Genomic DNA, 14,261 nt, shown 5'->3' with positions numbered 1-14,261 from the left:
TTACTCCTTGTCATATTGAAAAAAATGATTAGTCGGGCCACAACCTTTTCCAAGTGCTAAAGAATTTAATATAGCTCCATACACATAATCTTTAGCAAGTTTTATAGCTTCATGTTTTTCTTTACCTAAGGCAAGATTACTAGCTATAGCTGAACTTAATGTACAACCTGTGCCGTGTGTATTTTTTGTATTAATTTTTTCTGCTTTAAAAATACTAAATTCCTTTCCATCATAAAAAACATCATTGGTGTTATATTTACTATGTCCACCTTTAATCAAAACACTTTTTGCACCTTCTTTGTGAAGTTTTATAGCGGCTTTTTTCATATCCTCCTCATTAAGTATTTTAAAATCACACAAAAACTCAGCCTCGGGAATATTTGGAGTAAGTACATCAGCTAAAGATAAAATTTCATCTTTAAAAAACTGACAATTTTCTAAAGGCATTAAAGCATAGCCATTTTTTGCAAACATCACAGGATCAATCACTACATTTTTAGCTTTAAAACGCAATAAATTTTCTTTTACACAAATTATGATTTCCTTTGAACCTAACATTCCAATTTTCACAGCAGCTGGCTCTATGTCTTCATAAACTGCTAGCATTTGCTCATCTATTATCTTAGTGGGTATATCAAAACAAGAAATCACCCTTGCAGTATTTTCAGCCACAACGCTTAAAACTACACTCATACCAAATAAATTATGAGCACTAAAAGTTTTTAAATCAGCTTGTATGCCAGCTCCACCACTACAATCACTTCCTGCTATAGTTAAGATAGGAATTTTAGTTTTTGTTTTTGCTTGTATCATTTTTATCCTTTTTTTATAAAAAAGGAAAGTTTTTGCAAGAATTCAAAGTTTGCATTACCAAACTTCTCAAGGGTCGAAGTTATACTTCCTCTCAGCAAAAGCTCCCCATTAATGAAAAATTATATCTTAGTTTTAATTAATCTTTAAAAATATTTTGAAATACTGCTATAATTTTGAAAAAACTACACAAAAATAAAAGGAAAAATATGACTAAAATTATTTTTGTTTGTTTAGGTAATATTTGTCGTTCTCCCATGGCCGAATTTATTATGAAGGATCTTATATCAAAAGCAAATTTAAATAATGAATTTATTATTTCTAGCGCAGGTACTTCAGGTTACCACGATGGGGAGGATATGCATTATAAAACTAAAGCTTTATTAGATAACAAAAATATAAATTCTAAGCCATTTTGTAGTAAAAAACTAAATTTAAAAATGTGCGAGGATAATGATTTAATTATCGTAATGGATAATTCTAATTATAATGATATAGTTAAAAATTTTCCAAATGCAAAACATAAAATTCACAAAATCACTTCTTTTGCCTTAGAATTAGGATATGACGAAGTGCCTGATCCTTGGTATAGTGGGAATTTTGATGAGACTTACACTATACTTTCAAAAGCATGTTTTGGGCTCTTAAATACTCTTTATAAAAATTTATCGTTTAAATAATATTTGTTTCTTTTTTAATTTTTAATGATATAATAAACTCATTTAAAATTCACCATAACATCAAAGGAGTTTAATTAATGAAAAGTATCAAATTAAAAATTTCATTAATAGCAAACATTATAGCTATAGTATGTCTTATAATACTTGGCGTTGTTAGTTTTATTTTTACAAAAAAAGCCTTAAATTATGAGGTAGTAAAAGCTGAAACTAATTATGTAAGAACTGCAGAAAAATCAATGAGAGATTTCAAAAAGCTCAATGTGCATTCTTTGGAAAAACTTTCTCAAGCCATCTTAAAGCTTCCATATAGCGAACTTAACACTCAAGAAAAACTTATGGATAATACAGGTAATTTACTAAAAACAGTTAGAGATATGAATAGTTATTTAGCTGTTTATATAGCTCAACCAAGCGGTGAGTTAATAGTAAGTGATCCAGATAGCGATAGCAAAGGCTTAGATTATGGAATTTACGGAAAAGCAGATAATTACGATGCTACTACAAGAGAATTTTATATAGAGGCTAGAAAGAAAAATGGCTTATACATTACCGCATCTTATATTGATGCAACAACTGGTTTACCATGTTTTACCTACTCTATGCCATTAATCAAAGATGGTAAATTTATAGGTATACTAGCTATTGATGTTTTGGTAAAAGATCTACAAAACGAATTTAGCGAACTACCAGGAAGAACCTTTGTATTTGACCAAGCTTATACTGTATTTGCCTCAACTGACAAATCATTAGTTAGCGATAAGCAAAATCCAGATATTATAACAGTTGCTAAAGCTTATGAAAAAGCTGGTGATTATAATATTTTCAGCTATACCACACAAAATGGTAACAATAGATTTGGTATTTGTGTTAATGTTGATGGTTATACAACTTGTGCGGGCGAAAATATAGAAGTTATTGAAGCTCCTGCTTTAAAAATAGCTTATATTCAAACTACTATTGTTATTTTTACAAGTATAGCTAGTATCATTTTACTCTACTTCATCATCTCTTATTATCTATCCCCTTTACAAGCAATCCAAAAAGGTATCAATTCTTTCTTTGACTTTATCAATCATAAAACAAAAGATTCTGCTATGATAGATGTTAAGACTAATGATGAATTTGGAGTTATTGCCAAAGCCATCAATGAAAACATCACTAAAACTAAAAATGCATTAGAACAAGATGCTAAAGCAGTAGAACAATCAGTTGATACAGCTAAAGAAATAGAAGGTGGTAATCTAACAGCAAGAATAACAGCAATTCCTGCTAATCCTCAATTAATAGAATTAAAAAATGTATTAAATGATATGCTTGATGTATTACAAGCAAAAGTTGGTTCTAATATGAATGAAATCAATAGAGTATTTGATAGCTATAAGGCATTAGACTTTACTACTGAAGTTAAAAATGCTAAAGGTGGAGTTGAAGTAACTACTAATGTATTAGGTCAAGAAATAGTAGCTATGCTAAGACAATCATCTGAATTTGCTTCTTTATTAGCAGATGAGAGTGGTAAATTACAAAGTGCTGTTAAAGACTTAACAGATTCTTCATCTTCTCAAGCTTCTTCTTTAGAAGAAACAGCAGCAGCATTAGAAGAGATTACTTCTTCTATGCAAAATGTATCTCATAAAACTAGTGAAGTTATTGCTCAAAGTGAAGAGATTAAAAATGTTACTTCTATAATAGGTGATATTGCTGATCAAATTAACCTACTTGCATTAAATGCAGCTATTGAAGCAGCTCGTGCAGGAGAACATGGTCGTGGCTTTGCTGTTGTTGCTGATGAAGTTAGAAACTTAGCAGAAAGAACTCAAAAGTCTTTAGGTGAGATTGAAGCTAATACTAATATCTTAGTTCAATCTATTAATGAAATGGGTGAGAGTATTAAAGAACAAACTACAGGTATTACTCAAATTAATGATGCTGTAGCTCAAATTGATCATGTAACTCAAGAGAATTTAAAAATAGCAAAAGATAGTGCTGTAATTTCTGATAATGTTAATAAGATAGCTAATGATATCTTAGAAGATGCTAGGAAGAAAAAGTTTTAAATAATTAAACTAAACCCTTAATGGGTTTAGTTTGAGTGATATAAGATTTTAAACAAACTCCATCAACGCTTAACTCATAAGCTTTTTTTAAATTATTATCTAAAACATCAAGTAAAAATAAAATTTTAGAGTCAAACATATAAAACTCAGCCATTTTTGAGGCAATTTTTGCTAATCTCTCATCTTCTATTAAAATATATTTTGCTCCTAGTGCATTAGAAAGTAAAATTTCTTCCTCATTCTTGGCATATATAGCAAAATCTATTTTTTCCTCTTTTGCACTTTTTATATTTTGTTCATTATAGTTAAAACAATTTACATTTGTTTTGATAAAAATATTTTCATAATGACTAAATTTTTGCATATTTATCAAAGGATGTCCAAAAATTAACATAGTTTTTCCTTTATCTTTAAAAGACAATAATTCCTAAAGCCTTGATTAAAAATTTGATAATCTTTCAATTCTTGCAATTCATCATAAACTTCACTTCCTTTATAAAGCAAAAATAAAGTATTTTTATCATAAAAACCATTTGAAATTTCTACCAAAGGTTTTACATCCATTAAAGCTCTTGAAGTAATTAAATCTACTTTAAAAGGTGGATAGTTTTGTAATTTTTCTTTTATGATATTTACATTTATCAAATTAAGTTCAGTTTTAACCACCCTTAAAAATGAGGCCTTTTTAGCGCTAGGCTCAAAAAGAAAAAATTCATTATCTTGCAAAATACAAGCTAAAAATAATGCAGGAAAACCAGCCCCGCTTCCAATATCAATGATCTTTTTTTTATTACTCAAATCATAAAAATCTAAAATTTTAACACTATCAATAATATTTTCATCTATATTTTCAAAATGAGTTAAATTATGCACAGCATTAAATTTTTCTAACAACTCTTTATAGAGCGTGATTTTTTTAAAAAAATCATCTTTATTTGCAAAATCTTTTAAAAAATTTAATTGCTCTTCGTATTTTTTCAATTTAGATGTCCCATTTGTGTATATTTAATTTCTAAGTAATCTTTATTAAAACGATTTGCTTTTATTAAAATAGGTACTCTTAAATTAATTTTTTCTTTTAATGAATTTAGCTTTTCAGGATTATTAGTTAAAAGGTTAATTTTAGAAATCTTATAATGCTTAAGTATAAATTCTACTATTTCATAACTACGCTCATCTGCCTTAAAACCTAATTGATGATTTGCTTCTATGGTATTAAAACCCTTATCTTGCAAAGCATAAGCATTAATTTTATTAAAAAGTCCTATACCTCTTCCTTCTTGCCTTAGATAAATCACCATACCACCATGCTCTTGAATGTATTTTAAAGAAAAATCAAGCTGTTCTCCACAATCACATTTTAAACTTCCTAAAACATCCCCTGTTAAACATTCTGAATGGATTCTAATATTAACTTCTTTTTCCAATTTTCCTTTAAAAATACAAAGATGTTCTTTATCATTTTCTTTAAAACTTTGTATATTAAATTCCCCAAAACGAGTGGGGAGTTTTGCTATTTCAGAAATTTGAACAGTCATTATTTTACTTTACCTTTTTTATAAAAAATATGCTAGAATTTAAACAATTTTAACAAACAAAAAGGAAATTTATGTTTAAACGCTTTAGAAGATTAAGACTTAATGAGAATATTAGAAGCTTAGTAAAAGAAAATACCTTAAATTTAGATGATTTAATCTATCCACTTTTTGTTATCAATGGTGCTAATATTAAAAATGAAATCACATCTATGCCAGGTGTGTTTCAAATGAGCTTAGATGAAATTTTAAAAGAATGTGAGGAGTTAATTAATCTTGGTATTAAAGCGATTATTTTATTTGGCGTGTTAGAAAGTTCCAAAAAAGATAGTTGTGGAAGTGATGCATTAAGCGATGATGGCTTGATTGCTACAAGTCTAAGAGCTATTAAAGCAAAATTTCCTGATTTGGTAGTAATTACCGATCTTTGTTTTTGTGAATATACTGATCATGGGCATTGTGGTATTATTGATCCAAAAAGTAAAAGTGTAGATAATGATTTAACTTTAGAAATTTCAGCCAAACAAGCTCTAATTCATGCTAAAAACGGTGCAGATATGATAGCACCAAGCGGCATGATGGATGGTATTATTGAAACTTTAAGAAAAACTTTAGATGAAAATGGTTTTGAAAATTTACCTATTATGGCTTATTCTACTAAATTTGCTTCAGCCTATTATGGGCCTTTTAGAGATGTGGCTGATTCTGCACCAAGTTATGGAGATAGAAAAACCTATCAAATGGATTTTGCTAATGGTAAAGAAGCCTTATGTGAGAGCTTAGAAGATGAAAAACAAGGCGCTGACATCTTAATGGTAAAACCAGCACTTGCGTATTTAGATGTAGTAAAAGATATAGCAAATCATTCTAAACTTCCACTTTGTGTGTATAATGTAAGCGGGGAATATGCTTTGCTAAAAGCAGGTCAAAAAGCAGGTGTGATTGACTATGAAAAAATAGTACTTGAAACTATGCTTGCTTTTAAAAGAGCTGGAGCTAAGCTTATCATAACTTATCATGCAAAAGAAATTGCAAAATTATTAACAAATAAGGAGTGAGATTGAATAGTCTAAGCAAAAAAAGCTCTCAAGATGTAATCAATGAATTATCTAATCATTTGGGCATAGAAAAACACAATCAAACTATATTTCATCTAACCCACATTAACGATAAAGAAAAAAAGTTAAGTCTAAAAAATGGCCATGATTTAGCACCCGAACCATGGTTTATAGTAGATGAAAATGATGAAGTTAAAACTATGTTTTCTGTAAAAACTCTGATTGAGTTTTTACAAAGTGCCAAAAAGATACAAAAGGATAATTTTGAACTTAAACTAGAAAAGGCTATCTATCAACAAATTCCTATTGACTTTAATGATGTATGGACAGTTGCAATGGATGAGATTAAACATCAAGTTTCCAAAGGTATAAAAGAAGTTAATATTGATTTAGATCAATTAATCAGCAATATTCATACAAAACATCCTAACTTATTTATAAACATGAAAGAAATGATGCAAAAAGGCAAAAAATGAGAGATTATAAAAATTTTGTTAAATACTCCAAAGCAGGACCTAGATACACTTCTTATCCTACTGCAGTAGAATTTAACACCCATTTTAAATATGAAGACTATATAAAAATTTTAAAACAACAAACAGCACAATTATCTTTATATTTTCATTTGCCTTTTTGCAGGAGTGCTTGTTATTTTTGCGGTTGTAATGTAATATATACCGCAAAAGAAGAAAGTAAAGAAAGATATTTAAATTATCTTTTTAAAGAACTTGATCTTTTAGCAAATATCATTGACACACAAAGGGAAGTAGCTCAAATGCATTTTGGTGGTGGCACGCCTACTTTTTTTTCTGCTAAACAATTGCAAAGTTTGATTTTTAAAATAAAAAGCATTTTTCCAAATTTTACCCAAGATAGTGAAGTAAGTTGTGAAATTGATCCTAGATTCTTAAATGAAGAACAAGCTGATGTTTTAATTCAAAATGGCTTTAATCGCATTAGTTTTGGTGTGCAAGATTTTAACGAAAAGGTTCAAAAGGAAATTCATAGAATTCAACCTTTTGAACTTACCAAAAATGCAGTAGATATGGTAAGAAAAAAAGGGATAAATTCAGTAAATATGGATTTAATTTATGGCCTTCCTTATCAAAGTCTAGAAAGTTTTAAGCAAACTTTAGAAAAAGCACTGCTGATTAATCCCGATCGCTTTGCTATTTTTAATTATGCACATGTGCCTTGGCTTAAAAAAAATATGAGAAAATTTGACGAAAACACTCTACCAAGTCCTGATGTAAAACTTCAAATTTTAGAATATTGTGAAAAATTTTTAACTCAAAATGGTTATAAAATGATAGGAATGGATCATTTTGCAAAACCACAAGATGAACTTTTTAAAGCCTTAGAAAATGGTAGTTTGCATAGAAATTTTCAAGGCTATACTACAAAAGGCGGAACTGATTTAATCGGGATTGGCCTAACAAGTATAGGCGAAGGTAAAAGACACTATATGCAAAATTTCAAAGATATGCCAAGCTACGAAAAGGCTATCGATGAAGGTCGATTGCCTTGCGAAAAAGGTATCATGCTTGATGATGATGATGAACTAAGAAAAGCTGTTATTATGGAACTTATGAGTAATTTTGCTCTTAATATAAAAAATATTGAAAGTAAATTTAAGATTGATTTTTTTGAATATTTTAAGCAAGATTTAGAAGAACTCCAAAAACTTAATGAATTTATCAACATAGATAAAACTCATATCAAAGTTAATGAAACAGGAGTACTTTTAATCCGTAATATTGCTATGTGTTTTGATAAATATTTAAAACGCATTAGCGAAGATAAAAAAGTTTTCTCTAAAACGGTTTAATATGTTAAATGTTAATGAAATTTCTAATGCTTGCGTAAAATGCGGAAAATGCATACCAGTTTGCACCATACATGAAATAAATCGCGATGAAAGTACTTCCCCTCGTGGCTTTTTAGATTTAATCAGTGCTTATGAAAACCAAGAACTAGAGCTTGATAAAAATCTTAAAAAAATATTTGAATCATGTTTTTTGTGTACAAATTGCGTTGAAGTTTGTCCAAGCCATTTAAGAGTGGATAGTGCTATTGAAAAAGTGCGTTACGATATAGCACAAAAATTTGGCATTGCTTGGTACAAAAAACTTGCTTTCTTTTTTCTAAGACGCAGAAAAATTCTAGATATTTTAGCAAGATTTGGTTATGTTTTCCAAAGCTGTGCTTTTAGTTTACAACATAAAAATTTGGGAATGAAAGCTAAATTTAACCTACCTTTAATTAAAAAAGATCGTTTGCTTCCTTCTTTAGCTAAAAAAAGCTTTCTAGCTTCTAATCCTGATTTCATAAATAATCAAGGTGAAAAAACCATAGGACTTTTTATAGGCTGCTTGTCAAATTACTCTTATACAAATACGGGCTTTGCTTTGCTTGAAATTTGTAAACATCTTAAAATCAATGTAGATTTACTAAAAGATCAATCTTGTTGCGGTGCTCCTCATTATTTTACTGGAGATTTTAAAAGTGTAGAAATTTTAGCTAAAAAAAATATCGTTTATTTTGAAGAAAAATTAAAAACTCTAGATTATATCATTATCCCCGAAGCAACCTGTTCTGCGATGATTAATATAGACTATGAACATTTTTTCCACATGCAAAAAGATGAAGAATGGGCTATAAGAGCTAAAAATATTTCTAGTAAAATACTACTTGCAACAAAATATTTTTATGAATATACTAAACTAGAAGAGCTTTTAAAAACAAAGAAAAAATTAAAGACAAAAATTGCATACCACGATCCTTGTCATGCAAGAAAAATGCAAGGTGTTTTTAAAGAACCTAGAGCCTTGCTTAAACAAAACTATACTTTCAAAGAACTTATTAACTCAAATGAATGCTGTGGTTTTGGCGGTGTTAGTATGCAAACTGATCACTATGAAAAAGCTTTGCAAGTTGGTATAAGAAAAGCTCAAAATATACAAAAAAGCAATGTGGAAATTATCAGTGCAGAATGTTCAGCTTGTAGAATGCAAATTTCAAATGCATTAGAGCATGAAAAATCCTCCACGCATTTTTTACATCCATTAGAATTGATAGCAAAAATACTTCAAGATAAAAATTAATCTTGAATTTTTATATCTTCGATATTTGATCTATTTTTTTCTATTAAAATTCTATTTTTTTCTATATTTTCACTATTTTTTTTACACTCGTTTTTCAAGATTTCAATATTTTTATATAAAATTTTTATTTTTCTCTCGTAACGATTTATCAATAAAAATACTATAAATAAAAATAAAATTAAAATAGCCCAATTTAAAAATGCCATATTTGCCCTTTCTTTAGATATATTAACACTTTTTATCTTAAACTAAAATTCTTTTCAAATTTGGAGAAAGTTTGACTAAAATTTCATAGTTGATAGTATTAAAAAAACTAGCCATAATATTTGCGTCATTTAAAACGCAAATTTCATCTTCATCATTCTCACAAGAAAAACTATCCATAGACATTTTTCCAAGCAATTTCTTACCATTAGGAAGAAAAAAATCATGTTTTCCATCATAACGCAAAAGCCCATCTGCATAACCTAAATCATAAGTTGCTATTTCAAGATCTTCTTTTGCATTATATACACCACCATAACCAACACTTTGACCTTTTTTCAACACTCTTTGGCTTAATTTTTCAGCCCATAAACTTAAAACTTTGCGTAAGTCTTTATTAAAATGTGCATAGCCAAATTGCACAAGCCCTACTCTACAATACTCATCGCACCCAAGCTCGCTTGCTCTAAATAATGCTTCAGAATTATGTGAATGAAATATAAGCTTTTTAGCTTCATCACAAAGCAAAGTATATATTAGCTCTTTAGCTTGTTTAAATTTTTGTTTTTGCACAAAATAACTAGCATCTATTTCATCACTTCCTGCAAAGTGCATCATCACTCCATGAAGTATTAAATTATTACTTTGTAGTTCTTGTATCACTTCTTGAATTTCTTCAGGTATAATTCCATTTCTATGCATATTTGTATCTACAACTAAATGAATTTTTATATTTTGCTTGAATTTTTTAATATCATTTTTAGCATTTAAAGCATAAATAAATTTTTCACTTTCATTGCCATGTGGATGATGGGATAGAATTAAGATATTATCAAAAATATCTTCAAGCTCTTTTGCTTCAGCTTCATTTTTTACCGCTATAAAATTTATACCTTTTGCTCTAGCTATAGGAGCTAAAAGCTTAGCTCCATGTCCATAAGCATTATCTTTAAAAACACATATTACTTTTTGATAACCTCCTGCTTTAGAGGCTATCAAGTCAAGATTATACTCATAAGCCAAACGATCAATTTTTATATATGCCATTATTGTTCAGCTAAAATTTGCATTTTATCTTCAACTAGCTTAACATAAAGGACTTTTTCTCCTTTGAATTTATAGTTAGTACTACGATAGTCTTCATAAAATCCTATTCTAAAAATTTTCTCATTTTTATCATTTGGATAAGGACTTATGCTAAGATCTGAAAATTTAATGCTCTTTTTTTCTCTCTTTGCAAAAATTCTTTCTTTATTTTTTGCAAATTGCTCATAAGTGGATTTATTATTATGTTTAAAAATTTTTTTATCATAAAAAGATAAATACTTATTTATATCACTTTTTTGCCAACTATCTTTCCAGGCAAATAAATTAGCTAGTAAAATCGCTATTTCATCATGAGTTGCTCTTACTTTATTTTTCTCTTCTGTCATTGCATAAGATTTTCTATCAGCTACTAATTTATTAAAATCTTCCAATAAATCATTATGCACAGCAATACAACCTCTAGTTTTATAAGTATCCAAGCGTGTTCCATCTAAAGGATAGCCATGAATCCAAATACCACCACCTGTTTTACCCAAAGTTTTATCTAAAACATTTGGGTAAGTTGTTGCAAATGCAAATGGGCCATAATATGGATCACCAGGATAAAATTTCTTTCCAAGTTCGTAAAAACCTATTGGAGTTTTTAAATCTCCTTCTACTTCTTTATCTCCAGCTAAACCTGTTAAAACATCCCTTTGGATAAATTTCTTTTCTACTTTTCCATCATTGTAGTGATAAACTCTAATAATTTTATCACTTTTATTTGTTAAAACTATTGCAACATTTTCCTCATAATATCCTAAACTAATATTTTTGTCTTTTATCTCATCAAGCCAAAAATCTTTTTTACTTAACTCTTGCTCCAATACCCTTTCAACTGCATCAATACCTTCGTTTAGATAAATTTTTGCAAGATTATTTGCATTTGCAAACACAGCCAAACTAAACAATGCTAATATAATTTTAAACAATTTTCACCTTTCTATTAAAAATTAAAACAACAAAGAGCTAATTATAATATTTTTACAATAAATATATTTTTAATTTTTTCCGTGTATAATGTTTACAAATAACCAAAAACAAAAAAAGGAAAAATAATGAAAAAATTACTTAGTTTAGCCATATTAAGCACTTTTGCTTTTTCAAATCAAATTACTATAAATGATCCTTATGTAAGACAAACTCCACCTAATTCTAAAACAACGGCATTTTTTTTAGAACTTAAAAACAACTCCAACAAAGATATTAAACTCATAAAAGCTCAAAGTTCATTAAGCGATACAGCTGAAATTCATGATCATATTATGAAAGATGGTAAAAAAATGATGGTTCAAATTCCTCAAATCACAATAAAAGCTAATTCAAGCACCGAACTTAAACCTGGTGGGATGCACATTATGATACTAAATCTCAAAGAAAATATCACACCGCAAACAAAGGCCAATCTAACTCTTTATTTTGATGATAATAGCACAATTGAACTAAAAGATATCAAGTCAAGAAGCATTAAAAAATAATGAAAAATCTACTTGTCTTTGCCTTAGCTATAGTCTTTGCTATATGCGGGGCTTATTTTTACACCAATTCATCAAATACCGGGAAAAAGAGAGAATTAATTACCACTTTAACACCTCTAACATGTGATCTAAACATTCAAGAATGTGAATACAATTTTAAGGATAAAAAAGTCTTAGTAAATTTAAATCCAAAGCCTATTACTACATTAAATGAGCTTGATTTAAATATTACCAATTTAGGTGAGTTTAAAAAACTTAATGCTAGGGTTTATGGACTTAATATGTATATGGGAGATATTGTTCCACAATTTAAAAAAATAAACAATACTTATCATGCTAAATTAGTTTTAAGTTCTTGCACTCTAGATATAATGCGTTTTAGAATAGAGCTTTTTGATGATGAAACTCCACTAGGTTTTTATTTTGACTTTGATGTAAAGAGGTAAAATATGAAAAAAATAAATATTTTTTTATTAATTGTGGTAATTTTTGGAGTATTTTTTATATCTGTGCAGTATTTTGAAAACAACAAATACAATTTTCACTTAAATTCTGAAAAAGGCATACTTAGTCTAAAAGATTTTATCGGTAAAAAACTAATTGTATATTTTGGCTATACATATTGTCCTGATGTCTGTCCTAGTGAGCTTGCCTTGATTGCTAATGTTTTAGAAAAAATGCCAAATAAAGAAAAAGCTCATGTGATATTTATCTCACTAGATCCAGCAAGAGATAGCAACTTAACTCAAACTAGCCAATGGGTTAAGTATTTTTACCCAAATTCAACTGCATTGGTTGCTAAAGATGAAAAAGAATTAGAAAAAGTTACTAAAAATTATGGCGTAGTATATGAAAAAATCAATCTTAAAGATTCCGCTATGGGATATTCTATAGCACATAGTGGCGAATTTTATTTGATTGATGAGAATGGAAAATTTATTAAAACCATTAAAGATATCAGTTATGAAAACTTTTTCAATGAAATTCAAAAATTCTTAAACGAATAAATTTTTCAATTTATTCGTTTCTTAAAGTATCTAAAATATCTACTTGTGTTGCTTTTTTAGCAGGATAATAAGAAGACAGGCTCACAATCATAATAGCACCAAAAATCGTAGTACAAAAATCAACAAAAGAAAGCTCCAAAGGTAGCTTACTCATGCCATAAACATCACTTGGTAAAGAAATAATGTCAAAATTTCCAAGTATCCACAAAGCAATAGCTGCAAGTATCACACCTGCTACGATACCACCTCCACCTATCAAAAATCCTAAAGAAAAAAATGTTTTTTTAATCTCTAACTTACTAGCTCCCAAAGAAAGCAGCAAAGCTATCTCACTACGACGATTCATTACTATCATTAATAAAGAACTTACTATATTTAAACTTGCGACCAAAATAATCAACATCAATACTATAAACAAAGCTCTTTTTTCTAAAGCTAATGCTGCAAAGAAATTTCCATTTTGCTCCCACCAGCCTATACTAGCATATCTTGCACCCAAGAAAGCTTCAATTTGTTTAATATCCTCAAAAGGCTTATTTGAATATACATGTACCCCATCATAACTTCCTTGGGGATATGACAAAATCTTAGCTAAAGCTTTTACATCTGTATACATATAAGCTTTATCATAAGCTAACAAACCTGAAGAAAAATCAGCCATAACATCAAATCTTTTAACTTTTGGAATAAGCGAAAGTCCGCTTGCATTAAGATTGGAAAAAATTAAGGTAATTTTTTCATTATAATCAAGTCCAAATTCATCTTTTAAACCCTTACCAATTAAAATATCAAAATTATCTAATTTTTTATCTTCTAAAGCTTGAGCTACTACCTCATTGATCTTTTTTTCATCTTCAAAATTAACCCCAAAAAGCATACCGCCTTCCAATTTTAAATCATTTCTTGCTATAACCTGAGTAGTAATATAAGGGCTAAATAATAAATTTGGAAATTTGCTTCTTAATTCTTGTAATAATTTATCATCTACATTTGCTCCAAAACGCGGTAATATAGTGATAGGGTAATTCATAGTAAAAAGTTTTCTCTCAAATTCTTTATCAAAGCCATTCATAATGGCCATTGCAACTAAAAGCACACAAAGTCCTATACTTACACCTAAAAAGGCTAAAATTTTTGAAAGCATAATAAAGGGTTGATCTTTATCAAAACGCAGGTATTTAAATAATAAATAACGAGGGATACTTTTATACATCTTTTACTCTTAATATTTTTTTAAGTATT

The 14,261-nt window shown here is 28.6% G+C and carries 15 protein-coding genes and 3 pseudogenes; 10 read left to right on the top strand and 8 right to left on the bottom strand.

Annotated elements, in window-relative coordinates:
• Positions 1-813 carry a bifunctional hydroxymethylpyrimidine kinase/phosphomethylpyrimidine kinase gene (gene thiD, locus E2O22_RS06825; protein ID WP_133319829.1) on the bottom strand — a complete coding sequence of 271 codons (813 nt, stop codon included), beginning with the start codon at positions 811-813 and terminating at the stop codon, positions 1-3.
• Positions 814-1,019: 206 nt separating this feature from the next.
• Between thiD and E2O22_RS06820 the strand changes: the two genes are divergently transcribed.
• The 3 genes and pseudogenes from E2O22_RS06820 to E2O22_RS08245 form a co-directional block, all read left to right on the top strand.
• Positions 1,020-1,490, top strand: coding sequence for a low molecular weight protein-tyrosine-phosphatase (locus tag E2O22_RS06820; protein ID WP_133319828.1), 471 nt, complete (start codon positions 1,020-1,022; stop codon positions 1,488-1,490).
• 77 nt (positions 1,491-1,567) lie between these two features.
• Positions 1,568-2,149: pseudogene (locus tag E2O22_RS08250) on the top strand (PDC sensor domain-containing protein); the annotation flags it as partial.
• A 1,005-nt stretch (positions 2,150-3,154) separates the two neighbouring features.
• Positions 3,155-3,547: pseudogene (locus E2O22_RS08245) on the top strand (methyl-accepting chemotaxis protein); the annotation flags it as partial.
• Positions 3,548-3,551: 4 nt separating this feature from the next.
• On the opposite strand, the gene E2O22_RS06810 reads toward E2O22_RS08245, so the two are convergent.
• Genes E2O22_RS06810 through ribA form a run of 3 tightly spaced genes read right to left on the bottom strand, consistent with a single transcriptional unit; the run spans position 3,552 to position 5,085 of the window.
• Positions 3,552-3,941: a hypothetical protein gene (locus tag E2O22_RS06810; RefSeq protein ID WP_133319826.1), complete on the bottom strand. Its 390-nt coding sequence runs from the start codon at positions 3,939-3,941 to the stop codon at positions 3,552-3,554.
• The gene (rsmG, locus tag E2O22_RS06805) at positions 3,935-4,528 is read right to left on the bottom strand and encodes a 16S rRNA (guanine(527)-N(7))-methyltransferase RsmG (RefSeq protein WP_133319825.1); all 594 of its coding nucleotides are present in this window, start codon (positions 4,526-4,528) and stop codon (positions 3,935-3,937) included. The genes E2O22_RS06810 and rsmG overlap by 7 nt, the downstream gene beginning before the upstream one ends.
• A complete protein-coding gene (gene ribA, locus E2O22_RS06800) occupies positions 4,525-5,085 on the bottom strand; it encodes a GTP cyclohydrolase II (protein WP_133319824.1) in 561 nt (186 codons plus the stop codon). Before ribA ends, rsmG begins: the two co-directional genes overlap by 4 nt.
• Before the next feature lie 71 nt (positions 5,086-5,156).
• Here ribA and hemB point away from each other — a divergent pair, with 71 nt between their 5' ends.
• The 4 genes and pseudogenes from hemB (at position 5,157) to E2O22_RS06780 (ending at position 9,244) form a co-directional block, all read left to right on the top strand.
• A complete protein-coding gene (gene hemB / locus E2O22_RS06795) occupies positions 5,157-6,140 on the top strand; it encodes a porphobilinogen synthase (RefSeq protein ID WP_133319823.1) in 984 nt (327 codons plus the stop codon).
• Positions 6,141-6,142: 2 nt separating this feature from the next.
• Positions 6,143-6,626, top strand: a pseudogene (locus tag E2O22_RS06790) (DUF2603 domain-containing protein).
• On the top strand, positions 6,613-7,968 hold the full coding sequence (gene hemN / locus E2O22_RS06785) for an oxygen-independent coproporphyrinogen III oxidase (RefSeq protein ID WP_133319821.1): 1,356 nt from the start codon (positions 6,613-6,615) through the stop codon (positions 7,966-7,968). The pseudogene E2O22_RS06790 and the gene hemN overlap by 14 nt, the downstream one beginning before the upstream one ends.
• A gap of 1 nt (position 7,969) precedes the next feature.
• Positions 7,970-9,244: a (Fe-S)-binding protein gene (locus E2O22_RS06780; RefSeq protein WP_133319820.1), complete on the top strand. Its 1,275-nt coding sequence runs from the start codon at positions 7,970-7,972 to the stop codon at positions 9,242-9,244.
• Here E2O22_RS06780 and E2O22_RS06775 read toward each other — a convergent pair.
• From E2O22_RS06775 to E2O22_RS06765, 3 genes are read right to left on the bottom strand one after another with little or no spacing between them, the layout of a single operon-like run.
• On the bottom strand, positions 9,241-9,450 hold the full coding sequence (locus E2O22_RS06775) for a hypothetical protein (protein WP_133319819.1): 210 nt from the start codon (positions 9,448-9,450) through the stop codon (positions 9,241-9,243). The two genes, E2O22_RS06780 and E2O22_RS06775, sit on opposite strands and share 4 nt — an antisense overlap.
• Before the next feature lie 37 nt (positions 9,451-9,487).
• A complete protein-coding gene (locus E2O22_RS06770) occupies positions 9,488-10,495 on the bottom strand; it encodes an alanine racemase (RefSeq protein WP_133319818.1) in 1,008 nt (335 codons plus the stop codon).
• Positions 10,495-11,466 carry a L,D-transpeptidase family protein gene (locus tag E2O22_RS06765; protein WP_133319817.1) on the bottom strand — a complete coding sequence of 324 codons (972 nt, stop codon included), beginning with the start codon at positions 11,464-11,466 and terminating at the stop codon, positions 10,495-10,497. Before E2O22_RS06765 ends, E2O22_RS06770 begins: the two co-directional genes overlap by 1 nt.
• A 126-nt stretch (positions 11,467-11,592) precedes the next feature.
• On the opposite strand from E2O22_RS06765, the gene E2O22_RS06760 reads away from it, so the two are divergent.
• Genes E2O22_RS06760 through E2O22_RS06750 form a run of 3 tightly spaced genes read left to right on the top strand, consistent with a single transcriptional unit; the run spans position 11,593 to position 13,019 of the window.
• A complete protein-coding gene (locus tag E2O22_RS06760) occupies positions 11,593-12,012 on the top strand; it encodes a copper chaperone PCu(A)C (RefSeq protein WP_133319816.1) in 420 nt (139 codons plus the stop codon).
• Positions 12,012-12,458 (top strand): hypothetical protein, encoded by a 447-nt coding sequence (locus tag E2O22_RS06755; protein WP_133319815.1) that lies wholly within the window; start codon positions 12,012-12,014, stop codon positions 12,456-12,458. The genes E2O22_RS06760 and E2O22_RS06755 overlap by 1 nt, the downstream gene beginning before the upstream one ends.
• A gap of 3 nt (positions 12,459-12,461) precedes the next feature.
• Positions 12,462-13,019, top strand: coding sequence for an SCO family protein (locus tag E2O22_RS06750; protein ID WP_133319814.1), 558 nt, complete (start codon positions 12,462-12,464; stop codon positions 13,017-13,019).
• Positions 13,020-13,029: 10 nt separating this feature from the next.
• On the opposite strand, the gene E2O22_RS06745 is transcribed toward E2O22_RS06750, so the two are convergent.
• Positions 13,030-14,232, bottom strand: coding sequence for an ABC transporter permease (locus tag E2O22_RS06745; RefSeq protein ID WP_133319813.1), 1,203 nt, complete (start codon positions 14,230-14,232; stop codon positions 13,030-13,032).
• Positions 14,233-14,261 lie beyond the last annotated feature (29 nt).

It is taken from the genome of Campylobacter lari (assembly GCF_004357905.1).
GTDB classification, from domain to species: domain Bacteria; phylum Campylobacterota; class Campylobacteria; order Campylobacterales; family Campylobacteraceae; genus Campylobacter_D; species Campylobacter_D lari_D.
The sequence above is the reverse complement of the archived record's forward strand: the minus strand, read 5'-3'. Positions and strand labels throughout refer to the sequence as shown.